Below are 19,699 nucleotides of genomic sequence, written 5' to 3'. Positions count from 1 at the left end.
CGCTACTTCCTGACCTCGAGGACGGTCTGGCCGATCCGGACCCGGGTGCCCTCGCGCAGCGGCACGTGCTGACCGATCGGTTGGTCGCCGATGAAGGTGCCGTTGGTGGAGCCGAGGTCGTCGATGAACCAGCCGTCGCCGTCGCGGTAGACCTGGGCGTGCCGGCCGGAGGCGAAGTCGTCGGACAGCACCAGGACGCACTCGGGGTTGCGGCCGATCAGGACCCCGCCGTCGGACAGCGGCACGCTGATCCCGCGCATCAGCCCTTCGATGACTGCCAGGTGGGTGGGGCCGCCACGGGGGGTACGGGCGGGGCGGCGTTCGTCGCGCAGCGGCTGACGGCGGTTGTCGACGCGGGCGCCGCGGATGCCGTAGAGGTCGCCGCGCATCACCCCGACGATGCTGAAGATGAACGCCCAGAGGGCGACCAGCAGTCCGATCCGGATGACCGTGATCGTCAGTTCGCTCACCGGCGACCGCCCTCGCGGAACATCAGGTGCGTGCGACCCACGGTGATCCGGTCGCCGTCGTGCAGGTGGGCCCGGTCGATCGGGTCGCCGTTGACGAAGGTGCCGTTGGTGGATCCCAGGTCGCGGACCGTCATGACGAGGTGCGGCCCGTCGTTCGTGATGCGGATCTCGCTGTGCCGCCTGGAGATCCCCGGATCGTCCAGCATGATGTCGGCGTCGTCGTCGCGGCCGATCACGGTGATGGCCCCGAGCAGCGGGTAGCTGTCGCCGTCGATGATCAGCGACGGGCGCTGCTTGAAGCGGCGCGGAGCGGCCGGGCTGGGCGTGCGAGGTGCGGGCGGCTGCTGCGGCGCGGACTCGTCGTACCCGGGGTCCTGCCAGCCCTGCTGCCGGGGCGCCGGATGGGCGGGTGCGGCGGGGTACTGATGGGCGGGCGTCGGGTACTCGCGCGCCGGCGTCTGATACTGCTGCGGCGCCTGGCGGTCGTCGTACGCCGGTCGGTCCTGACGTGCGGAGGACGGGTCGAACTCGTCGTACTCCCGGGGCTGCGGCCGCCCGGAGTGGGGGGATTCCTCCACCTGCCGGGCGATGGAGGGCCGCAGGCGGAAGACGCCCGTCTCCAGCTCGGGGTCGGCGGCGAACTGCACCGTCACCGGGCCGCCCGGTGAGTAGCGCTGGCTGTCGGCGTGCTCGGTCGCGCTCGCGATGAGCTCGTCGGTGATGTCGTGGCGTGCGGCGTCGAGGCGCTCGAAGTCGCCGGGGCTGAGGTCGACGGTGAACAGGTTGGGCACCACGACGCGCTGGCCCTTCTTGGTGGCCGCCGCGCGGTCGTCCATCGCGCCGCGCATCGCGCTCGCGATCTCCACCGGCTGCACCTCCGAGCGGAACGCCTTGGCGAACGCGCCGTTCACGCCCTCGGACAGGCGGCGCTCGAGGTTGGAGAACAAACCCATCACTGCCTCCTGTTCTTCCGCGGGTCGTGCACCGGTGCCGCTCGTGCACCGGCCGCGCGGGGGCAGACCGGAGCACACGGCGTACGCCGCGGGCGTGCTCGATCGTAACTGCGCAGTGCTCGCGCGAGCCGCAGGCTCGGTCACCTACGGATCAGCTGTGCGCCCGCTCGCGTTGCCTCCGCCGCGCGCGATCGGGTGGAGTCGTCGCGCGCTCCATAGGGCGCGCGACGACCCCACACGTCCGCGGGGCACCCCGGTTTGGCGATCGCGGAGCCGTCAGGCAGACTAGGGCGGCACTCGCGCGAGTGGCGGAATAGGCAGACGCGCACGGTTCAGGTCCGTGTGCCCGAAAGGGCGTGGGGGTTCAACTCCCCCCTCGCGCACCAGAGGAACGGCTCGGCACCACGAGCCACCTGGTGACGAACTTCAGGTTCGACCAGTGAGAACGGCGGTTGCGACGACAGGTCGCAGCCGCCGTTCTTCGTCTGCCGGATCGAAGGAAGCGCCCCTCAGGCCGGGGTCAGAGGCCTCGGTCGGATGTCGTGGTCGCCCAGTTGGCGAGCAGCGGAAGGACCCTCGCGGTGGGTGAGTCCGGCTCGACGGTGTAGACGACGAGACGCTGGTCCGGGTCGTGGGGCCCGACGACCGATTCGATCCCGAAGACAAGTGGCCCGGCGACGGGGTGGGCGACCTTCTTGGTCAGCGACGTGCGGAAGGTGACCCGCTGGTCGTCCCACCACCGCGAAACGTCTGGGTCGCCGTCGCGCAGTTCGCGAACCAAAGCGGCAAGGCGCCGGTCGGTGGGGTGGCGTCCGACCTCGAAGCGCAGCGCGCCGACGGTGGACGCGGCGAAGTCGGCCCAGTTGGTGATCCGCTCGCGAGCAGCCGGGTCGAGGAGCAGCCACCGAGCGAACGACGCTCCGGGGTCCGCCGACCACCCGAGGACTTCGCGCAGCAGCGTGTTCCCTGCGAGCACCTCCGAGCGATGTCCGAGCAACAACGTCGGCACCTGGTCGAGTTGGGCCATCAGCCGGAGCATCCCGGGATCGGCACGCGCCGGGAGATCCGGGGGCATCCGTCGCCGCGGCGCGGTGGGCGCGGCTAGATGACGCAGATGCAACGCCTCGATGTCGTCCAGTTGCAGGGCCCTCGACAACGCCTCGACCACGTCGTCGGTGACGGTCTGCTGTCGGCCCTGCTCGAGGCGGCTGTAGTGGTCGGGGCTCAGCCCGGCGAGTACGGCGAGTTCCTCTTTACGAAGACCCGGGACCCGACGCGGTCCGGGAAAGGCCGTGATGCCCGCCTGCGCCGGGGTGATGCGGTCACGACGGGAGCGCAAGAACGTGCCCAGCGGGGCCCGGTCGATCGGCATGGACACCACGGTAGATCCCAGGCACGTCGTCAGCGTGGGCATGTCGTGCCCAGGCACTGCTCGCCCTGGCGCCCATTGGTCGAGCGCGATGGAGTGGCACCCAGGACCTCTTCCACTGCAGCACGTACCGTCCTCGTCACCGGCTCGACCAGCGGTATCGGTGCGGCGACCGCCCGCGCTCTGGCCGCTGCCGGCTGGCACCTGGTCGTCACCGGTCGCGATGAGGCCCGCGGCGCCTCGGTCGTCGATGACATCGCCACGGCCGGCGGCGTCGCAGTGTTCGTCCCCTCGGACCTCACCGCTGCCCCGGACGACCTGCGCGCCTTCGCCTCGACCGTGATCGATGCCGCCGGTGGGCAGCTCGACGCCGTGGTGCACAACGCCGCGCTCTGCCCGCCCGTCGACACGTCGTCGCTCACCGACGCCGACCTGGAGGCCACGCTCGCCGTCAACATCCGTGCGCCCCACGTGCTGACCGCCGCGCTCGCCCCGCAGATGGCCGAACGCGGTGCCGGTGGCATCGTCGTCATCGGGTCGTGGATGGCGCACGTGGGGCACGCCTTCGTCGGCCTCTACTCGGCGACCAAGGCGGCCGAGATCCAGTTGGCTCGCAGCTGGGCCGCGGAGTTCGGGCCTCGCGGCGTACGCGTCAACACCGTGTCACCCGGTGCCACCCGGACCCCGATCAACGCCTCCGACGACGACGTTATCGCGGCGATGACCTCCGGGACCCCGGCCGGTCGTCCGGGTACGCCCGAGGAAATCGCTGCCGCCGTGGCATGGGTGCTCTCCGATGACGCGGCCTACCTGCATGGAGCCGAACTGGCCGTCGACGGCGGCATCACGGCGACTCGGTGAGCGAGTCCGAGCCCGCGTCACCGCCCTCCAAGCTTGGTCAGCATCCGCCGTCGCGCAGCAGCGCGACAGCCGCTGCGGCGGGGTAGTCGCCGACTCTGCTGTAGCTGTGGCGGTGATATGTCACCCAGTAGCTGTGGGCCCGCGCGTCCGTAAGGGTCAGGAAGCTCGGGTTACGAGCGCCGAACGCGGCCAGGACCCGCCAGGCCTACTGCTGTGTTCGCGAACCTTGCCAACGCAACCTCTGCGAGATGCATTTGGAGCGGCTGCGTATCTCAAGCCTGGTGAAGATCTTCCAGAGGGTGTCATTGACATTGCCTAGGACCAGGACGCGCCTGCAGTCGAACCAGCCGAATCGACTTGTCATAACGCAATGTTTATCGGTTATTTGCTAGACATCGCTAGATATACTGTCAAGGCTGCGCATTCAGTCAAGCATGCTGCATCGTTTGTGCAGTGATCGTCCCTGGGTGCACCCCAGAACGACACCGGAGACGGCCCAACGTACGAGGTCAGAACGTGCTGATGGCGGCCACAGACTCCTGCATCAAGTCGGGTCTATCGTTGCGTTCTACATCGCGACGGCCCTAGACCCGGAGTCGGTTGTCAGACAACAAGCTGGGTGGGGAGGTGGCGATGGACACGGTTCAGCAGATCTTGCGTCACCTTGCCAGCACCGACCGGGGACCTGCCACGTTGCCGCAGGCACTATGCGTGGCGTGCGCCGCGTCGGTGCCGGTGTCCGGGGTGGGGATGTCCCTCATGAGTGCCCATGGGCCAGAGGAAGTGGTGGCCGCGACCGACGAGGTGGCGACCACGCTGATGGAACTGCAGTTCACCCTGGGTGAAGGTCCGTGCGTGGACGCCTCAGCCCTGGGCCGGCCTGTCTTACAGCCACAGCTGCGCCGGGCCGGATCCGACCGGTGGACCGGGTTCGTCCCGGCAGCACTGGCCGCGGGTATCGAGGCGGTGTTCGCGTTACCGCTCCATATCGGCGCGATTCGGTTGGGAGTGCTGTCGCTCTACCGTGACGCCCCTGGGGTATTGACCCCCGAGTGCGTGTCGCAGGCGCTGGTGTTCTCGGACGTCGCCACTCAGATCTTGCTGGACTTGCAGGCACAGATGCCTGCCGGCGACGTGCTACACCCCGATCTGGTGGTAGCGGGGCTGGGTCGAGCCCAGGTGCACCAGGCGACCGGGATGATTGCCGTGCAGGCCGAGGTCAGCATGGCCGCAGCTTTGATGTTGCTGCGCGCCCGGGCCTACCGCACCGATCGCAGCATCACGGCCGTGGCCTGCGATGTCCTTGCTTCCACCATCCGGTTTCACCCTCTCGACGAAGACGATGATTGATGTGTCTTTGCCCTTCGCCCCGTCCCGCACGAAAGTTGGATCAGCATGATCACCCAGCAGCACCTCTTGGATGCCTTCGTCGAGTTGGCCGACACCCTGGTGTCTGAGTTCGACCTGATCGACTTTGCGCACACCCTGACCGGCACTGCTGTGGACCTGCTCGAGGCCGACGCGGCCGGGTTGATGCTGGCCGATCAGCGCGGAAACCTGCAGCTGCTGGCCTCCTCATCGCTGGAGACGCGCACCCTGGAGCTCTTCGAGCTACAACACAACGAGGGACCCTGCGTGGACGTGTACCGCACCGGACCGCCCGTGACCAACATCGATCGAGCCGAGGTCGGCCAACGCTGGCCCGCGTTCGCCGCCCAGGTGCAGGCCGGCACCTTCAGCTCCGTGCACGCCATCCCCATGCGCTTGCGCGATCAGACCATTGGCGGGCTCAACCTGTTCTTGACCCGACCCGGTCACCTGTCCGACCGCGACCTGGACCTGGCTCAGGGGTTGGCCGACATCGCCACCATCGGACTTCTGCAAGAACGCGCCGTTCAAGAGCGCCAGCTGTTGGGCGAACAACTGCAGGGAGCTCTCAACACTCGCATCGTGATCGAGCAGGCCAAGGGCATGATCGCCGCACAACACGGCGTGTCTGTCTCCGATGCGTTCACCGCGATGCGCAGCTACGCGCGCCGCGGCGGCCAGCCCCTGGCGCAGATAGCCCGCCAGGTCATCGATGGCACCTTGGAGCCGGCCCAATTACGAGCCGCATCATCATCGTCTGCGACCAGGACGGGATCAGAACCCACACCATGACCACCCGCCCAAACCCCACCTCCGTCTAGGTCAACGAACGTCAACAGACCGCGCCCCGGCCGAGCGCGGCCCGTTGTACAGGTGGCGGATGCTCAGGTGTCGAGCAGGCCGCGCAGGCCGCGTTGCTGCTCACCTTGCTGGGCACCGAGGACGACGAGGACACCGGTCAACGCCGGGATGACCCATTGAACGACCGCGAGCTGCTTCTGCGCCGAGGCCAGCTCTATGGACGCGGACGCGGACGGTTCGGTCGCCCCCGTGCCGCCTTGGTCGGCGTGCTTGCCGATCTTGGTACCGAGGTAGCCGGAGTACCCGGTCGCGCCCATCGCGGCCAGGGTGATCACGGTCTTGGCGATCGTGTTGGCCTGTGACCCGGGGTCCTTGGCCACCCGTGAGCGGTTCCCCACGATGAGGCCGATGCCGCCGACGGTGTGTATCGCGGCTGCGGCGATCTGCACCGGGGTCCAGCGCGCCCATCCCAGGGTGGACAGCCGCAGCCGTTCGGAGGGGTCCTTGGCTTTGGCGGTCGCGCCGTTCAGACCGACGGCGCCCATCAGGGAACCGCCGAACCACGTGGCGAGGGACAGATCGTGCGCGGCCCTGGAGATGAGGTTGGTGGATGCAGGCATGCGGTCCAGCTTTCTGTAGTGAGCGAATGAAGAAAAAGGAACGGGCGATCCCCGTAGCGAACCAACGAGGCCGAACCGTTCAGGGTGTTGCGGATTTCGTGTGCCCCGACGCCAGCTGTACCGCCAGGCACAACGGCCGCCTGATCAGTCGTGCCCGGGTCAGGTCGCCAGACTTGCGCGCCCGGTGAACGGCGGGGCTCAGCGGGCTGAGGTGCGGCGCCGGCGTGCGCGGGCTCTGCCCTGGTATTCGGTGAAGGTGATCAGACCAGCCACCCGATCGCATAAGTCGGACACGTCGGCGACGTCCAGGTGCTGTAGATCGGCTCCACTCAAGGCAGCCCGAACCCGGCCCTGGTGGGTGGGGGACAGCCGCGCGATGCAGTCATCGGCGATGGCCTGCGACGTCGCGCGGCCGGTAGTGGGGGGCGGTGCGCTCAGCTGATCGTGACTCATGACGGCCGTCCTCGGCGTAGCTGTTCAAGGCAGCCAGGGTCCGGGGCCGTTCGGTGCGTCGACCGGCGCAAGATAATTCGCGCACGTGCGACAACTCGGTGTGAAGAATCTTCTACCAGCCCCCGAGGGGCGTCAACCGCTCGCTATCCAGCTGCCGACAGCTGATGACCGTCGTCACCTGTCAGGCTGGCCCGCAAGAGTTGGACGATCGCTGCGAGCCGGCGCGATACCTGCATCTGGCTAAGGCCCACCCGTCGCCCGATCTGTCTCTGAGTCAGATCCTCTTCGAACCGCAGCCGCAGGATGAGCTGATCCCGTGGGCGCAGCGACCGCACACCGTCCTGTAAGGCTATGCGGGTCACCAGCGCGTCCACGCTGCCCACCGAGCCAACATTCAACTCACCCCCCGGCGACCTGTCGGGGCGCTCAACCAGCAACGCATCCAACGACGCCGCATTGAAAGACGACGCAACCTCTTGTGTTTTGCGCACCTGGTCGACGGTGGTGTTCAACGCGACGGCAATGTCGCAGCGGGTGGGCATGGCGCCCAACGACTGCGTCAGGTCCTGGGCTACCTGTGCCATCTCGAAGTGGGCGTCGTGCAGCGCCCGCGGTGGGCGCACAGCCCACGCATGATCACGAAGGTGACGCTTGAGCTCTCCCGCAATCGTGATCCGGGCGTACGCCGAAAAAGCGCTCCCACGCTGTGGATCGAACCTGCCGGCCGCAAGCACCAGAGCCAACGCGGCCACCTGCACCAGATCCTCAGTCTCGACTCCCCGGCCGGCGTAACGCCGAGCGATCGAACGAGTCAGCCCTGCGTTCCTTTCGATGGCTGTGGCCCGTAGGGCCTTGGCGACCGACTCCGCGGGTGTGCGGCGTGCTTGGGCCAGGAGTTCCTCGGTGCTCGTGCCCTCGTACACCCAGGACTCACCATCATCCAGGGCCCTATCCGATGATGGGCGCCTCACCGTGGACCCACTCACGACATCCGTCGTGTCCGGGAGGTCTACTCGACTTGCCGTAGCGTTCTGAGCGCATGAGCAAACAACCATGAGGACTCGTCATTTCTTCAGGAATGTCAACGTCATCTGCGAGTGAGACGGACCGGCGACCTGCGGGTTCTATCCGCGCGATCTGTTACCTGAGAGGCCCGGCCCATCGCTTGCTGTCATGTGAAGCGTTGCCGGGTCCGGGGCAATGAAGAGGCGCGTGTCTGATGACGACACGGCCACACCAGCATAGGTCCGGTAAGGCCCCGTCGAGGCCTACCTGCAGTACTGGATGCAGAACAACCGAGGTCGAGCGGGAACCTGAACCTGCGCACCCCGCAGGTTCAGGTTCCCGCCGACCGACGGCCAGGTGCCCGCGCGCTGGTATGGCTCGAAACATCCGGCGGGGCCGCATTTGTAGGGCCTTGTGGCGCATTAGTCGTCGCACTCACATACGGCTTTGGTGCGGGACGCCGCGCGCGGTCATAGTGCAATGCCGCGCTTGGAGACGAAACCGAACCTGCAGGCCTCACATCTAGCCAGAACTGGAGAAGAGGCAGAGCGCCTCGGCGCGGTTCAGCACCGCCGATCGGCCCGGTCAGCACGGGCGACTACGTTGCCCTCATGCCCGATATCTCTCCTGGTACAGATCTACGACGCCGCGCTGGATGGTTACCTGACCAGGACGCGCTCGAGGGGTGGTTGAAGGGCCACCAGCAGCGCGCCGAAGCTAAGGGCAATCAGGTAGTGATGCACCCGGTCATCCTGGAGTTCAAAGAACTCATCGCCGGTGACCCGGTGTTGCGGATGTACCTAGATCGGATGATCACCGAAGTGCCCCACGGCAGGTACTACAGCCGCCAGCACCTGACCAGCGTCGATCAAATGCTCCTGCTGATCAACGAGGTGCTGACGGTGGCCCCGGAGTTCGGGGACCAAGCCGTGACGCTGCCCCTGGCCGGAATCCTGGACTGGACGATGGGCACCGCCGCCGGGTTCGCCGCCTACCGTCACCCGCAGCTCAACACCATGCTGCAGAAGGTGCTGAACGTGTGGTGCCAGTTCCTCAGCAGCAACGAGTCCCGCTACGTCTTGAACGACACCCCCACCGGGTGGAAGAGCGAACAGGCCTGTAAGGCCGTCGGGATCGAGCAGTTCCAGCACGACCCGCAGGACCAGTACTGGGGATTCGCGTCCTGGAACGACTACTTCACCCGCACCTTCAAAGACGGGCAACGCCCCGTCGCTGACCCCGACGACGACACGGTCATCGTCAGCGAGTGCGAGTCAATGCCGTACAGCGTCAAAACCAATGTGCAACGCCAAGACCGGTTCTGGATCAAAGACCAGCCCTACTCCCTGCACGACATGCTTGCTGGCGATGAGGCCGTCGAGCGGTTCGTTGGCGGGACGGTCTACCAGGCGTTCCTCAGTGCCACCGACTACCACCGCTGGCACAGTCCCGTCGCCGGGACCATCGTGCGCGCCTTTGTCGAACAGGGCACGTACTACTCCGAGGCCGACGCAGAAGGCGCCGACGCCGTGGACCCGCGCAACTCCCAGGGCTATCAGGCGCACGTCGCGGCCCGGGCCATCTTCGTGATCGAGGCCGACAATCCGGCCATCGGTCAGGTGGCGTTCATGCCTGTGGGTATGAACGAAGTGTCTTCCTGTGTGATCGACCCGGGCATCACACCCGGTCAGCACGTCGCCAAGGGCGAGGAGCTGGGGTATTTCCAGTTCGGCGGATCCACCCACTGTCTGATCTTCGGACCCGGGGTCATCAAAGACTTCAACCTCACCGCGGTCCCTCAGCTGCACGATCCCAACGCTCCCACCGTGCGAGTCCGGTCCCACTTGGCCACCACCCACCCGTAGGTAGCGGGGTCGCTTCGCAGGTACGCCCAGAACGAGTCAAAAATCACGGGGTTCGACTTGCACCGAAGCATTCGACTGCTCCCGCACCGGGATGAACTGCCCCTGCACCTGCGATTCGTCGAAGAGCTCCCCCAGCAGCAGATCAGTGTCCACCTCGGGATCAGCCAGATGCAGGTCTCTCGCCGACTGTCCTCGGTACTGGCCCCCCGGTTGCGTGCCACCTCGACCAACGACACGACAGAAGCGGCGACGTGACCTCAAGTGAGGATCACTCTGCAGACGGTTGGTTCTCTGCCCCTGGCGTGGGCTTTCGCGAACAAGACGGCGGGTGTAGATGGCGCCTCCGATGAGGACGCTTGACGGGCTGTTCCTCAGCTCATGCAGTGACGTCCCCCGGTCCTATGGGCGATCCCGGTTCCGCGCGTCGCCTTCGGAGTATGGATCTCCCGTGCCGCCACGGCGCCGGTGCCACAACCGCCACGCCGTGTCGAGAAAGGCGTGTGCGGGAATCAGGAGCTGCAGGGCCCGGTAGCCGGCCGTATAGGTGTCGTGGAAGGCCTCGCGGTGCCAAGCTCGCGCGTGGCTGCCGCCCGACATGTCGTTCCAGAGGAGCTTTGTTAGATCCGGCAGGTACGACTGCTGTGGGTACTGAGCGACCACGACTTCCGCGGCAGCTTCAAGCACTGCGGTTTCCCCCGCGCTCATCTTTTCCTTCTGGCCGCGCGCGACCAGTTCGGCAGCCACTTGTTGCTGAGCGGTCGTGTTGCTGGCCAGCGGCTTCGAGTAGTCCGCGCCCGGGTCAGCCGCGTTCAGGGCTGTCGCGGCCGTGCGGCTTCTCACCTCGTCAGTGAGATCCACGTTGGCGGCGCGTAACAACCTCAGCTGCCGTTCACTGGCGTCGTCGGGGGCCAGCACGTAGATCGACTTGGCGGCTCCTCACAGGACGGTCCGCATCAGCACCGCCAAGGGCATCGGCCGCACATCCAGCCCGTTCGGGCCAAACAGGACCGGAACGTTGCCGGCTACCTCACACGCGGTCAGCAACGGGTACCAGGCCTGTTTTGCGAGGTCGATCTCGGTCACCCCGCTCATGGCTGCAACATCGGCGGCCAGGTCGCTGCTGGAACTTACGAACGACCGTGCCTCTTCGAAGGCGTCGATGCCCAGCTGTTGGAAGTAGTTCAAGGTTCCGAGGGCAACCTCGGTCGCTGAGTCCATCGCTTCCCCTTCAGGCGCGGCGCGCAGGTTTCGCTGGCGGTTGGCTACGGGCCAACACCACGGCCTCACCGAGAGCTTCGGCGAGGCCCTGGTCGGCGCCCGACCCCCAGAAGAAAGAGACCGGATCGTCAGCCATTACCGATGCCGGAACTCTCTGGCGCGGTGTGCTCGTCGTCGGCGGGTGTGACAGGGAACTCGGTCTCGTAGGTGCCGTCATGTCGCTTCGGCCTCAGATGCTCTCGACGACGGCAGTGAGCTCTCCGCCGGCGTCGCCGGTGTTGACGACGCCCGCAGGCTCGAGCAGCAGCGCCCGGACTTCGCTGTCGGCGCGAGGGCAGTGCTCGACACCGCGCGGCACGACGTACAGCTGCCCCGGCCGCAGGGTGATGTCGCGGTCACGCAACTGGATGGTGAGCACGCCGTCGATGACGAGGAACAACTCGTCGGTGTCTTCATGGGTGTGCCACACGAAGTCGCCTTCGACCTTGACGATCTTCACGTCGTAGTCGTTGATCCGGGCGACCAGCTTCGGTGACCAATGCTCGGTGAACTGACCGAACTTCTCGTCGAGGTCGACTGCGTCATGTGACATGACTCAAGTCTGCCGTCGAATTCGCGGCAGAGGTCAGTCGTCGGCCTCGACAGCGAACGCATTGCCGTCCGGGTCCTGGAACCAGGCGATGCGACCGCCGCCGGCTCTATCCGTGATGCCTCTGGCGTCCTGCGGCAGTCCCTCGTACCGGACGAACTCGACGGGGAAGTCGCTCAGCGGCATCGATGCGATGTATTGCCGATCCATGCCTTCTCGGCTAGACGTCGGAGGGGTCGGTGCCGAGCACTCGGTCGAGGAGTACGGCGAGCCGCTCGAGTTCGTCGGGCGTGAGCCCGTCGAACGAGGTCGCGAAGACTCCGGCGACGGCCTGCTCGCCTGCGACCCGCAGGCGCTCGCCGTCCGCGGTGATCCGGTGCCTGACCGCGCGGCCGGGGCCCGGCACTCGTTCGATCAACCCCCGATCGGCCATGCGCACGGCCAGCGAACCGAACGACTGGTCCGTCTGGAAGGTGAGCACCGCGAGGTCGTGCAACGAGGCATCCGGGCGCTGGTGCAGGTGGCGCAGGGTGTCCCACTGGACCAGCGAGAGTCCCAGCGGAGCGAGCGCTGTGGACATGCGGCGGTGGTGTCGGTACTGCAAGCGCTTCACGGCGAGCGCGAGATCCGCAGGGGAGTGCTGCATGGCGAGAATCTATCAACCGTTGTTTATATAAGGAAACTGATTTAAGGTTACTTGCATGACGTCGATCGAGTCCGCCGAAGCCCTCCGGCCCGCCCGCAGCACCACCACGACTCTGCGCGACCGGGGCGATGTCCAGGTCGCTGTCGACGACATCGACCGCACCCGCCCGTTCCTCCTGCTGCACGGCGGGGGTGGCCCGATGACCATGACCGGGTTCGCCCACCTGCTCGCCGAACGCACCCACGCACGGGTGTTGCTGCCGACCCACCCCGGTTTTGCCGGAACGGCCCGCTCCGAGTCCCTCGCCTCCACCCGCGACCTCGCGCTCGCGTACGTCGAACTGATCGAGGAGCGCGACCTGGCCGACCTGACGTTGATCGGCAACTCCTTCGGCGGCTGGCTGGCCGCCGAGATCGCCCTGCTGCACAGCCCCCGAGTCAGCGGGGTCGTCATCGTGGACGGGGTCGGCCTGCAGGTCACCGGCCACCCACCGACCGACGTACGCGGCCTGACTCCCGACGCGCTCGCCGCTCTGTCGTTCCACGACCCGGCCAAGTCCCCGGCGGCGCGGGCTGCCGGAAGTGCCGGACCGAGCCCCGACGTCCAGGCGCTCGTGGCGTACGCCGGGGCGACCATGACCGACCCGACCCTCGAAAGCCGGCTCGCCGACATCGACCTGCCAGTACACGTCCTCTGGGGCGAGAGCGACGGCATCGTCGACGTCGACTACGGCAAGGCTTACGCCGCCGCGATCCCCGGTTCGACCTTCACCCTGCTGCCGCGCACCGGTCACCTGCCCCAGGTCGAGACGCCCGAGGAACTCCTCGACGCGATCCTCGACCTCGGCCGCTCGTAACGCGGCGATCGATCACTCCGAAAGCAGCTCGCGCACCCGGGGAATGACCTGCGTGCCGTAGAGCTCGATGGCACGCATCGAATGCTCGTGAGGCAGGGGGCCGTTGGAGTACTTGAGATCGAACCGGTCGACGCCGAGCGTGCGGACGGTCGCGGCAATCTTCTGAGCGACGGTCTCCGGCGACCCGACGTACAACGCGCCCTGCTCGACCTCGCGCTCGAAGTCGCCCGCTTGCGCCGGGGGCCAGCCGCGCTCGGAGCCGATCTTGTTGCGGTTGGTGATCCAGTGCGGGCGCAACTGGTCACGCGCCTCCTGGTCGGTGTCCGCGAGGTGACCCGGTGAGTGCAGGCCGATGGGCAGCTGGGGCTGGCCGAGCTGCTCGTTGGCGCGACGATAGATCTGCACGAACGGCGTGAAGCGCTCCGCGGGACCACCGATGACAGCCAGCATCAACGGGATTCGATAGTTCGCCGCGCGTACGACGGACTGTGGCGTGCCGCCGACGGCGATCCATGCCCGCAGCCCGCCTGCGGTCTTCGGGTAGACCTCCTGGTCGACCAACGGTGGCCGCAAAGCACCGCTCCAGGTGACCGGCTTCTCCGTGAGCAGCTCGGCGAAGAGGTCCAGCTTCTCGGCGAAGAGCTCTTCGTACTGGTCCAGGTCGAATCCGAAGAGCGGAAAGGACTCGGTGAAGGAGCCTCGCCCGAGGATCACCTCCGCGCGCCCACCGGACAGCGCATCGATCGTCGAGAACCGCTCGAAGACGCGGATCGGGTCGTCGGAACTGAGGACCGTGACGGCTGACCCGAGCCGGATCCGCTCGGTGCGCGTCGCGATCCCCGCGAGCACCACGTCGGGTGCCGAGATCGCATAGTCGGCGCGATGGTGTTCGCCGATGCCGATGAAATCGACGCCGCTGCGATCGGCGAGCACCGCCTGCTCCACCACGTTGCGGATGACCTGCGGGTACGCGAGCGGCGCACCGTCCGCATCGATCGTCCGGTCACCGAAGGTGTCCAGCCCGAACTCGACCTGCATGCTCACCGCTGCCTCCACTCAGCACGTCGAGATGCCGAAGACCGGTCTCGGGCCCTCACGTGCGTGTCGATCGCAGGCTATCGATGCGGGGCACCGGACCGGCCGCCCGGCGTGCCACAGCGAGGCAGGCGATCAACTGCCGAGGGTCACCTTGAAGATCTTCTCGTTGCTGTTGTTCGCGATGCTGTCCTTGTCGCCCAGGTTGGTGGTGGTGAGCCACAGGGCTTTCCCGGGTGCCGGCTCGACCGTCCGCAGCCGACCGTAGGTGCCGACGAAGAACTGCTGTACGTCGGTGAGACTGCTGCCGCTGATGACCTCGCGGTAGAGCCGTTGGCCGCGTTCGCAGGCGACGTACAGCACGTCGTCGACGATCGCGATCCCCGAGCACGACCCGTCCGCGGTCGGGTAGGTGTGCTTCGGCGCGATCAACCCGGGGGTGCCGCAGCTGCCGCTGGTGCCCTCGCACGCCGGCCAGCCGTAGTTGCCGCCCTTGACGATGAGGTTGGTCTCGTCCATCACCGAGTTGCCGAACTCCTGCTCCCACAACCGCCCTCGGGAGTCGAAGGCGAGGCCCTGGGGATTGCGGTGCCCGTAGCTCCAGACGGCGTTCTTGAACGGGTTGTCGGTGGGGATGGTGCCGTCGGGGTCGATCCGCAGCACCTTGCCGTTGAGGCTGCTGATGTTCTGGGCGTTGGCACCGTTCTGCGCATCGCCCGTGGCGATGTACAGCTTGCCGTCCGGGCCGAACCGCAGCCGCCCGCCGTTGTGGTACTTGTTGCGCAGGATCCCCTTCAGCAACACCTGCTCACTGGAGGTGTCCAGCGTGGTGCCGATGAGCTTGATCCGGACCACGCGGTTGTCGGTGGTCGAGGTGTGCATGAGGTAGAGCCAGTGGTCGCTGGCGAACGTCGGCGCGATCGCCAGGCCGAGCAGGCCGCCCTCCCCGTCGGTCTCGTCCACTCCCGGCACCGTGCCGACGGTGACCTTGGCATGGGTGGTCGGGTTCAGCTCGACGATGGTGTGCGCGTCCCGGCGGGTGTAGAGGACGTCGCCGTTCGGCAAAGTGGTGAGGCCCCACGGGATGTCGGTGTCGGTCGCGACCTGGGTGACGGCGCAGATCGGGTCGGTGCAGGCGACACCTGTCGTGGCCGATGCGGCGGTGCTCGGGGTGGACACGTTGCCGGCCGCGTCGCGGGCCGTCACCGTGTACGTGTAGGTCGTCCTCGGGGTCAGCCCGCTGTCGGTGAACGTCGTGGCAGGTGGCGTCGACGCGGTGCCGGTGACGGAACCGACCCGGACTCCGCCTCGCGACACGTCGTACGCGCGCACCCCGACGTTGTCGGTGGCCGCGGTCCAGCGCAGATCCACCGTCGTCCCCGACGCCGTGGCGGACAGGCCGGTGGGAGGCGTGGGCTTCTGGGTGTCGACCTGGCACTGCGGCGGCGAGATGGGCACGGTCGCGCTCGCCTGCGAGACGTTGCCCGCGGCGTCCCTGGCGTTGACGTAGAGCCCCCAGGCGGCGCCGGGCACCACCGTCAGGCCGGTGCTCAGCGTGGTGCCCGGGACGCTCTTGATGAGTTGGCCGTCGTGGTAGACGTCGTACGCCGTGACGCCGATGTTGTCGGTGGCGGCGTTCCACGCGAAGGTGACCGAGTTGCAGGTCAGGTTGCTGACGCGGGGGTCCGCGGGAACGCTCGGCGGCTGGGTGTCGGTGCCCGAAGTCGTCGTCCATCGCTGGTTCGCGCCGGTGTTGCAGGGCCAGACGCTCACCCGGGATCCGTTCGCGGTGGCGTTGTTCAGCGCATCGAGGCAGTAGCCGGTGAGGGCGCTCACGATGCGGTGATCGGCGCCGATCTTCCAGTGTTGGTTCGCGCCGCCGTTGCAGGTGTAGCTCTCCAGCACCGCCCCGGCCTTGCGACTCTTCCCGGCGACGTCCAGGCAGCGCTGCGCGCCGAGGACGCGCAGCTCACCGGCAGCGGTGGCGGTCCACTCCTGGTTGCTCGAACCGTGGCAGCCGTAGAGCTGGACGCGGGTGCCCGGTGTCAGGCTGGCGCCCGCCACGTCGAGGCACCGGCCCGACTGCACCCCGCGGATCGGCGTAGCGCTCGACGCGGACGCCGGTTCGGTGGAGGCGATCAGCGATGTGAGGCACATCGCGAGGGCGGCAAGCGTGGCAGTGACGAACGTGAGCGGCCGAGATGACTTCGACATGGTTTCCTCGGAAGCGTCGACACGACGGGATGCTGGGACCCGCCGGAGCGCGGCCACTTTCCGAGCCTAATCGCGGGCGGCGGTCGATGGGCGGGCGCGCGCGGTCCATCTCACGGGGGCGCTGCAGCAATCGCATAGCCGACGCTGATGCGGCTGAGAAGTTGCGCCGAGAGGCTTGGGATGTTCCCAACCGAAGGACCTTTCCATGATCCCCGCACTCCGGCGCTCTCAGCGCATCACCCGTACGGCGCTCGGCGTGAGCGCCGCCGCCGGCCTGGTCGTCGTCGGGCATCTCGCCACCGCGACCCCGGCCCAAGCCGGGTCCGGCGCTGCCCACTCCGGATCCGGCTCGACGGGACAGAGCTCGACCTCGACGCCGAGCTCGACCTCGACGCCGAGCTCGACGTCGGCACCGACGACCCCCTCCTCGTCCTCGTCCAAGGCGAGGCACTCCACGTCCTCGTCGACGTCCCGTGCTCGCCGCAAGAGCACGTTCCGCAGCGTGCCGTCCGTCACCACCCCGGCGACGACACAGCCGACGCAGGCCCAGACGCACTCGTCATGACCGCCTGCCTGGAGCTGCGCGCGATCGGTGTCGACTGCCGGATCGTCGCGACCCGTCCCGAGGAGCTGCCCGCGGCACGTCGACTGGTGGACCGGCGTATCGCCGAACTCGATGCGGTGGCGTCCCGGTTCCGGCCCGACTCCGAGGTCTCGATGCTGTCCGTCGCGCCCGCAGCCGGCTCCGCCACGGTGACGCTTCCCGCGTCCCCGCTCTTCCTCTCGCTGCTCGAGGATGCGCTCTGGGCGGCGGATGTGACCGACGGGCTCGTCGACCCCACCCTCGGCGGCGCGATGGAGCACATCGGGTACGACGCCGACTTCGCCGACGTCCTCGCTCGGCCGGTCCCCGACACCCCGGTGGGAAGAGGATCCAGCAGGTCGAGGAGAGCATCGGCGCCCGGACCACGCGGCACCCTGTCCGACCTGCGGGTCGACCACCCGGCCGGCACGGTCACCGCAGCGGCCGGCACGCTGATCGACCTCGGCGCCACCGGCAAGGCCTCCATGGCCGACCGGATCGCCGCTGATCTCGCACGCGCGTTCCCCGGTGGGTTCCTGGTGGACCTCGGCGGGGACATCGCCGTGGCGGGCCCTCCGCCGGTCGGCGACTGGGCGATCGCCGTCGAGGAGACGGGCTCCATCGTGCCGCAACGACTCTCGGTATCGACCCAGGGCGTCGCGACGTCGGGCACCGACCGGCGTCACTGGGATGCCGCCGACGGTCCACGGCACCACCTGCTCGACCCGTCGACGGGCCGGCCCGTACCGCACACCTGGCGGCAGGTCACCTGCGTCGCGGCCTCAGCCCTCGAGGCGAACACGGCGACGACGGCCGCGTGCGTGCTCGGTGATGCAGCCGTCGCGTGGCTGACCGAGCGGGCGATCCCGGCGCGGCTGGTGGCGGAGCATGGCGTGGTGCTGTGCACGCCGGGATGGCCGAAGCCCGTAGAACCGGCGCGGAGCGCGTCATGAACGAGACTCTCTGGTACGTCTCGCGGGCGACCGGCACCCTCAGCATCGTGCTCATGACGGTCGTCATGATCCTCGGGCTGGTCCTGTCCGGTGCCCGCCAGCGTGCGGGCACCCGGACCACGGTCATCCAGGGCGTGCACCGCAGCCTCGCCCTCGGCATGCTCACCTTCCTCGTGCTGCACATCGCGACCGCCGTCGCCGAGACCTACGTGCACATCGATCTGATCTCGGCGTTCGTGCCGTTCACCTCGCCCTACCGTCGCTTCCTGGTCGGACTGGGGACGCTCGGCGCCGACATCCTCGCGGCGGTCATCGCCACCTCGGTGCTTCGTCAGCGGATCAGCCAACGCGTATGGCGCATCGTGCACCGCGCGACCTTCGCGATGTGGCCGCTCACCATCTGGCACGGGATCGCGATGGGCACCTCCAACGAGCCGCTGCTGCGCGGCACCACGATCGCCTGTGCGGTCGCCGGCGGGGTCGTGCTGATCTGGCGCATCGCCGGGTCGCACCGCGACAGCGCCCGGCGCCGCGAGGTCCTACGACAGGAGTGGACATGAGTCTGGTGGCCCTGCTCGACGACGCCGGTCTGACCGGTCGGGGAGGTGCGCGCTTCCCCACGAGCATCAAGCTGAAGTCGGCGCTCGAGACCGGTGCCGACCTGATCGTCAACGCCTGTGACGGCGAGATCGGCGTGCACAAGGACGCCCTGGTCGTGGCCGAACATCTGGACGCCCTGCAGCACGGTGCCGATCTCCTCGCGCGGCGGGTGCAGTGGGCGGCCCATCGGGGCAGCGCCACCGAGCGACGTCTGCGCAACGCCGGCCTTCGGGTGCTCCCGGTGCCGTCGCGCTACGTCGCGTCGGAGGAGTCGGCACTGGTCAGCCTGCTGCACGGTGGTCGGGCTCGACCGATCATGCGGCAGGCGCCGATCTCGACCGGCGGCAAGGACGCCCAGGGTCGACGGCTGCGCCCCACCCTCGTGCTGAACGCCGAGACGGTGTGGCGGGTCAGCCAGATCGAGCGGCACGGCGCGGCGTGGTTCCGCGGCTACGGCACCGCCGAGGAGCCCGGTCCGCGCCTGGTCACGATGGGCGGCAACGTCGACCGGCCCGGGGTCTACGACTCCGAGGCGGGGGTGCCGATGCGCGACCTGCTCGAAGCCGCCGGCGCGGTCGACGTCCGCGGGGTGGGCATCTCCGGGATGAGCGGGGGATGGCTGCGCGGTCGCGACGCCTGGGCGGCGACCTGGTCGGACGCGGGGCTCGCGCCGTACGGGATCCCGACCGGCACCGGCGCGGTGCACGTATTGGGCCGCTCGGCCTGCCCGGTCGATCACCTCGCCCAGATCGCGACGTTCGCGGCGGGCGAGTCCGCCGGGCAGTGCGGTCCGTGCATGTTCGGCGTACCGGCCGTGGCGTCGCAACTCGAGCGCCTCGCCGACGGCGTCCTCCCGGCCGAGGAGATGCTCGACCTGCACCACCGGCTGGGCATGCTCCCGGGCCGAGGGGCGTGCCGATTCCCCGACGGCGTCTCGCGATTCGTCGCCTCGGGTCTGCGCACGTTCAGCGCCGAAGTGGACGCGCACCTGGCCGGGGAATGCGTCCTGATGCAGGAGCGGGCCGGTGCGACGCGATAAGCGGGGCGAGGACGAAGTCGTCGTCGATCGGGTCGCGTGCACCGCGCACGGGGTGTGCTCGGTGGTCTCGAACGGTGCCATCGAGCTGGACGAGTTCGGCTACCCCGTCCCGTCCCGTCTGACGATGGGCCGTCGGGACGCGCGCGAGTTGGTGGCGCAGTGCCCCGCCCGGGCGCTGCTGATCGCACGGGACCGCTGAGG

The 19,699-nt window shown here is 68.2% G+C and carries 23 protein-coding genes and 1 tRNA gene; 11 read left to right on the top strand and 13 right to left on the bottom strand.

Going from position 1 to position 19,699, the window contains the following annotated elements:
• Window positions 1–2: 2 nt before the first annotated feature.
• Together J4030_RS08025 and J4030_RS08020 are read right to left on the bottom strand one after the other, a co-directional pair.
• Window positions 3–470, bottom strand: coding sequence for an FHA domain-containing protein (locus J4030_RS08025; protein ID WP_208048684.1), 468 nt, complete (start codon window positions 468–470; stop codon window positions 3–5).
• Window positions 467–1,423, bottom strand: a complete 957-nt coding sequence (locus J4030_RS08020; RefSeq protein ID WP_208048683.1) for a DUF3662 and FHA domain-containing protein — start codon at window positions 1,421–1,423, stop codon at window positions 467–469. The genes J4030_RS08025 and J4030_RS08020 overlap by 4 nt, the downstream gene beginning before the upstream one ends.
• Window positions 1,424–1,722: 299 nt before the next feature.
• Between J4030_RS08020 and J4030_RS08015 the strand changes: the two genes are divergently transcribed.
• A tRNA-Leu gene (locus tag J4030_RS08015) sits at window positions 1,723–1,809 on the top strand.
• A gap of 134 nt (window positions 1,810–1,943) precedes the next feature.
• On the opposite strand, the gene J4030_RS08010 is transcribed toward J4030_RS08015, so the two are convergent.
• The gene (locus J4030_RS08010) at window positions 1,944–2,795 is read right to left on the bottom strand and encodes a helix-turn-helix transcriptional regulator (RefSeq protein ID WP_208048682.1); all 852 of its coding nucleotides are present in this window, start codon (window positions 2,793–2,795) and stop codon (window positions 1,944–1,946) included.
• 93 nt (window positions 2,796–2,888) lie between these two features.
• Here J4030_RS08010 and J4030_RS08005 point away from each other — a divergent pair, with 93 nt between their 5' ends.
• From J4030_RS08005 to J4030_RS07995, 3 genes are all read left to right on the top strand, one after another.
• Entirely contained in the window at window positions 2,889–3,653 is a 765-nt protein-coding gene (locus tag J4030_RS08005) for an SDR family oxidoreductase (RefSeq protein ID WP_307864610.1), read from the top strand.
• A gap of 633 nt (window positions 3,654–4,286) precedes the next feature.
• Window positions 4,287–5,003 carry a GAF and ANTAR domain-containing protein gene (locus J4030_RS08000; protein ID WP_208048681.1) on the top strand — a complete coding sequence of 239 codons (717 nt, stop codon included), beginning with the start codon at window positions 4,287–4,289 and terminating at the stop codon, window positions 5,001–5,003.
• An 84-nt stretch (window positions 5,004–5,087) separates the two neighbouring features.
• The gene (locus J4030_RS07995) at window positions 5,088–5,813 is read left to right on the top strand and encodes a GAF and ANTAR domain-containing protein (RefSeq protein ID WP_243763000.1); all 726 of its coding nucleotides are present in this window, start codon (window positions 5,088–5,090) and stop codon (window positions 5,811–5,813) included.
• A 92-nt stretch (window positions 5,814–5,905) separates the two neighbouring features.
• Here J4030_RS07995 and J4030_RS07990 read toward each other — a convergent pair whose 3' ends face one another.
• Both J4030_RS07990 and J4030_RS07985 read right to left on the bottom strand, forming a co-directional pair.
• Entirely contained in the window at window positions 5,906–6,442 is a 537-nt protein-coding gene (locus tag J4030_RS07990) for a hypothetical protein (RefSeq protein WP_208048679.1), read from the bottom strand.
• A 596-nt stretch (window positions 6,443–7,038) separates the two neighbouring features.
• A complete protein-coding gene (locus J4030_RS07985; RefSeq protein WP_208048678.1) occupies window positions 7,039–7,818 on the bottom strand; it encodes a sigma-70 family RNA polymerase sigma factor in 780 nt (259 codons plus the stop codon).
• Between the two features lie 693 nt (window positions 7,819–8,511).
• Here J4030_RS07985 and J4030_RS07980 point away from each other — a divergent pair.
• Together J4030_RS07980 and J4030_RS18660 are read left to right on the top strand one after the other, a co-directional pair.
• The gene (locus J4030_RS07980; RefSeq protein WP_208048677.1) at window positions 8,512–9,765 is read left to right on the top strand and encodes a phosphatidylserine decarboxylase family protein; all 1,254 of its coding nucleotides are present in this window, start codon (window positions 8,512–8,514) and stop codon (window positions 9,763–9,765) included.
• A 102-nt stretch (window positions 9,766–9,867) separates the two neighbouring features.
• Entirely contained in the window at window positions 9,868–10,020 is a 153-nt protein-coding gene (locus J4030_RS18660; protein ID WP_374221984.1) for a sigma factor-like helix-turn-helix DNA-binding protein, read from the top strand.
• A 144-nt stretch (window positions 10,021–10,164) separates the two neighbouring features.
• Here J4030_RS18660 and J4030_RS07970 read toward each other — a convergent pair whose 3' ends face one another.
• From J4030_RS07970 to J4030_RS07950, 5 genes are all read right to left on the bottom strand, one after another.
• Complete coding sequence (locus J4030_RS07970; protein WP_208048675.1) at window positions 10,165–10,680, bottom strand: hypothetical protein; 516 nt, start codon at window positions 10,678–10,680, stop codon at window positions 10,165–10,167.
• Window positions 10,681–10,701: 21 nt separating this feature from the next.
• Complete coding sequence (locus tag J4030_RS07965) at window positions 10,702–10,983, bottom strand: hypothetical protein (RefSeq protein ID WP_208048674.1); 282 nt, start codon at window positions 10,981–10,983, stop codon at window positions 10,702–10,704.
• Between the two features lie 229 nt (window positions 10,984–11,212).
• Window positions 11,213–11,575: a cupin domain-containing protein gene (locus J4030_RS07960; protein WP_208048673.1), complete on the bottom strand. Its 363-nt coding sequence runs from the start codon at window positions 11,573–11,575 to the stop codon at window positions 11,213–11,215.
• 33 nt (window positions 11,576–11,608) lie between these two features.
• The gene (locus J4030_RS07955) at window positions 11,609–11,782 is read right to left on the bottom strand and encodes a VOC family protein (RefSeq protein ID WP_208048672.1); all 174 of its coding nucleotides are present in this window, start codon (window positions 11,780–11,782) and stop codon (window positions 11,609–11,611) included.
• Between the two features lie 10 nt (window positions 11,783–11,792).
• Entirely contained in the window at window positions 11,793–12,218 is a 426-nt protein-coding gene (locus J4030_RS07950; protein ID WP_208048671.1) for a MarR family winged helix-turn-helix transcriptional regulator, read from the bottom strand.
• A 55-nt stretch (window positions 12,219–12,273) separates the two neighbouring features.
• On the opposite strand from J4030_RS07950, the gene J4030_RS07945 reads away from it, so the two are divergent.
• Window positions 12,274–13,074: an alpha/beta fold hydrolase gene (locus tag J4030_RS07945; RefSeq protein ID WP_208048670.1), complete on the top strand. Its 801-nt coding sequence runs from the start codon at window positions 12,274–12,276 to the stop codon at window positions 13,072–13,074.
• Window positions 13,075–13,086: 12 nt separating this feature from the next.
• Here the strand turns inward: J4030_RS07945 and J4030_RS07940 are convergent, their stop codons facing one another.
• The 3 genes from J4030_RS07940 to J4030_RS07930 all read right to left on the bottom strand — a co-directional run bounded on the left by J4030_RS07940 (window position 13,087) and on the right by J4030_RS07930 (window position 16,815).
• On the bottom strand, window positions 13,087–14,112 hold the full coding sequence (locus J4030_RS07940; RefSeq protein WP_208048720.1) for an LLM class flavin-dependent oxidoreductase: 1,026 nt from the start codon (window positions 14,110–14,112) through the stop codon (window positions 13,087–13,089).
• Between the two features lie 132 nt (window positions 14,113–14,244).
• Entirely contained in the window at window positions 14,245–16,323 is a 2,079-nt protein-coding gene (locus J4030_RS07935) for a PQQ-dependent sugar dehydrogenase (RefSeq protein ID WP_208048669.1), read from the bottom strand.
• A 228-nt stretch (window positions 16,324–16,551) separates the two neighbouring features.
• Window positions 16,552–16,815 (bottom strand): hypothetical protein, encoded by a 264-nt coding sequence (locus J4030_RS07930; protein WP_208048668.1) that lies wholly within the window; start codon window positions 16,813–16,815, stop codon window positions 16,552–16,554.
• 69 nt (window positions 16,816–16,884) lie between these two features.
• Between J4030_RS07930 and J4030_RS07925 the strand changes: the two genes are divergently transcribed.
• Genes J4030_RS07925 through J4030_RS07910 form a run of 4 tightly spaced genes read left to right on the top strand, consistent with a single transcriptional unit; the run spans window position 16,885 to window position 19,697 of the window.
• Complete coding sequence (locus J4030_RS07925) at window positions 16,885–17,859, top strand: FAD:protein FMN transferase (protein WP_208048667.1); 975 nt, start codon at window positions 16,885–16,887, stop codon at window positions 17,857–17,859.
• Window positions 17,856–18,419, top strand: coding sequence for a ferric reductase-like transmembrane domain-containing protein (locus J4030_RS07920; protein WP_208048666.1), 564 nt, complete (start codon window positions 17,856–17,858; stop codon window positions 18,417–18,419). Before J4030_RS07925 ends, J4030_RS07920 begins: the two co-directional genes overlap by 4 nt.
• A complete protein-coding gene (locus J4030_RS07915) occupies window positions 18,416–19,498 on the top strand; it encodes an NADH-ubiquinone oxidoreductase-F iron-sulfur binding region domain-containing protein (protein ID WP_208048665.1) in 1,083 nt (360 codons plus the stop codon). Before J4030_RS07920 ends, J4030_RS07915 begins: the two co-directional genes overlap by 4 nt.
• Window positions 19,485–19,697, top strand: coding sequence for a ferredoxin (locus J4030_RS07910; RefSeq protein WP_208048664.1), 213 nt, complete (start codon window positions 19,485–19,487; stop codon window positions 19,695–19,697). The genes J4030_RS07915 and J4030_RS07910 overlap by 14 nt, the downstream gene beginning before the upstream one ends.
• Window positions 19,698–19,699: the final 2 nt, after the last annotated feature.

Origin of the sequence: Allobranchiibius sp. CTAmp26 (assembly GCF_017565405.1) — a bacterium.
Classification (GTDB): domain Bacteria; phylum Actinomycetota; class Actinomycetes; order Actinomycetales; family Dermatophilaceae; genus Allobranchiibius.
Note: the sequence above shows the minus strand (reverse complement) of the source record. Positions and strands in the feature narration are given on the sequence as shown.

What these genes read in the sequence shown, in the direction of transcription:
- J4030_RS08020 (WP_208048683.1), bottom strand. Translation starts at nt 1,423, where the DNA reads ATGGGTTTGTTCTCCAACCTCGAGCGCCGCCTGTCCGAGGGCGTGAAC.
- J4030_RS08010 (WP_208048682.1), bottom strand. Translation starts at nt 2,795, where the DNA reads ATGCCGATCGACCGGGCCCCGCTGGGCACGTTCTTGCGCTCCCGTCGT.
- J4030_RS08000 (WP_208048681.1), top strand. Translation starts at nt 4,287, where the DNA reads ATGGACACGGTTCAGCAGATCTTGCGTCACCTTGCCAGCACCGACCGG.
- J4030_RS07990 (WP_208048679.1), bottom strand. Translation starts at nt 6,442, where the DNA reads ATGCCTGCATCCACCAACCTCATCTCCAGGGCCGCGCACGATCTGTCC.
- J4030_RS07980 (WP_208048677.1), top strand. Translation starts at nt 8,512, where the DNA reads ATGCCCGATATCTCTCCTGGTACAGATCTACGACGCCGCGCTGGATGG.
- J4030_RS07965 (WP_208048674.1), bottom strand. Translation starts at nt 10,983, where the DNA reads ATGGACTCAGCGACCGAGGTTGCCCTCGGAACCTTGAACTACTTCCAA.
- J4030_RS07960 (WP_208048673.1), bottom strand. Translation starts at nt 11,575, where the DNA reads ATGTCACATGACGCAGTCGACCTCGACGAGAAGTTCGGTCAGTTCACC.
- J4030_RS07955 (WP_208048672.1), bottom strand. Translation starts at nt 11,782, where the DNA reads ATGGATCGGCAATACATCGCATCGATGCCGCTGAGCGACTTCCCCGTC.
- J4030_RS07950 (WP_208048671.1), bottom strand. Translation starts at nt 12,218, where the DNA reads ATGCAGCACTCCCCTGCGGATCTCGCGCTCGCCGTGAAGCGCTTGCAG.
- J4030_RS07945 (WP_208048670.1), top strand. Translation starts at nt 12,274, where the DNA reads ATGACGTCGATCGAGTCCGCCGAAGCCCTCCGGCCCGCCCGCAGCACC.
- J4030_RS07940 (WP_208048720.1), bottom strand. Translation starts at nt 14,112, where the DNA reads ATGCAGGTCGAGTTCGGGCTGGACACCTTCGGTGACCGGACGATCGAT.
- J4030_RS07935 (WP_208048669.1), bottom strand. Translation starts at nt 16,323, where the DNA reads ATGTCGAAGTCATCTCGGCCGCTCACGTTCGTCACTGCCACGCTTGCC.
- J4030_RS07925 (WP_208048667.1), top strand. Translation starts at nt 16,885, where the DNA reads ATGACCGCCTGCCTGGAGCTGCGCGCGATCGGTGTCGACTGCCGGATC.
- J4030_RS07920 (WP_208048666.1), top strand. Translation starts at nt 17,856, where the DNA reads ATGAACGAGACTCTCTGGTACGTCTCGCGGGCGACCGGCACCCTCAGC.
- J4030_RS07915 (WP_208048665.1), top strand. Translation starts at nt 18,416, where the DNA reads ATGAGTCTGGTGGCCCTGCTCGACGACGCCGGTCTGACCGGTCGGGGA.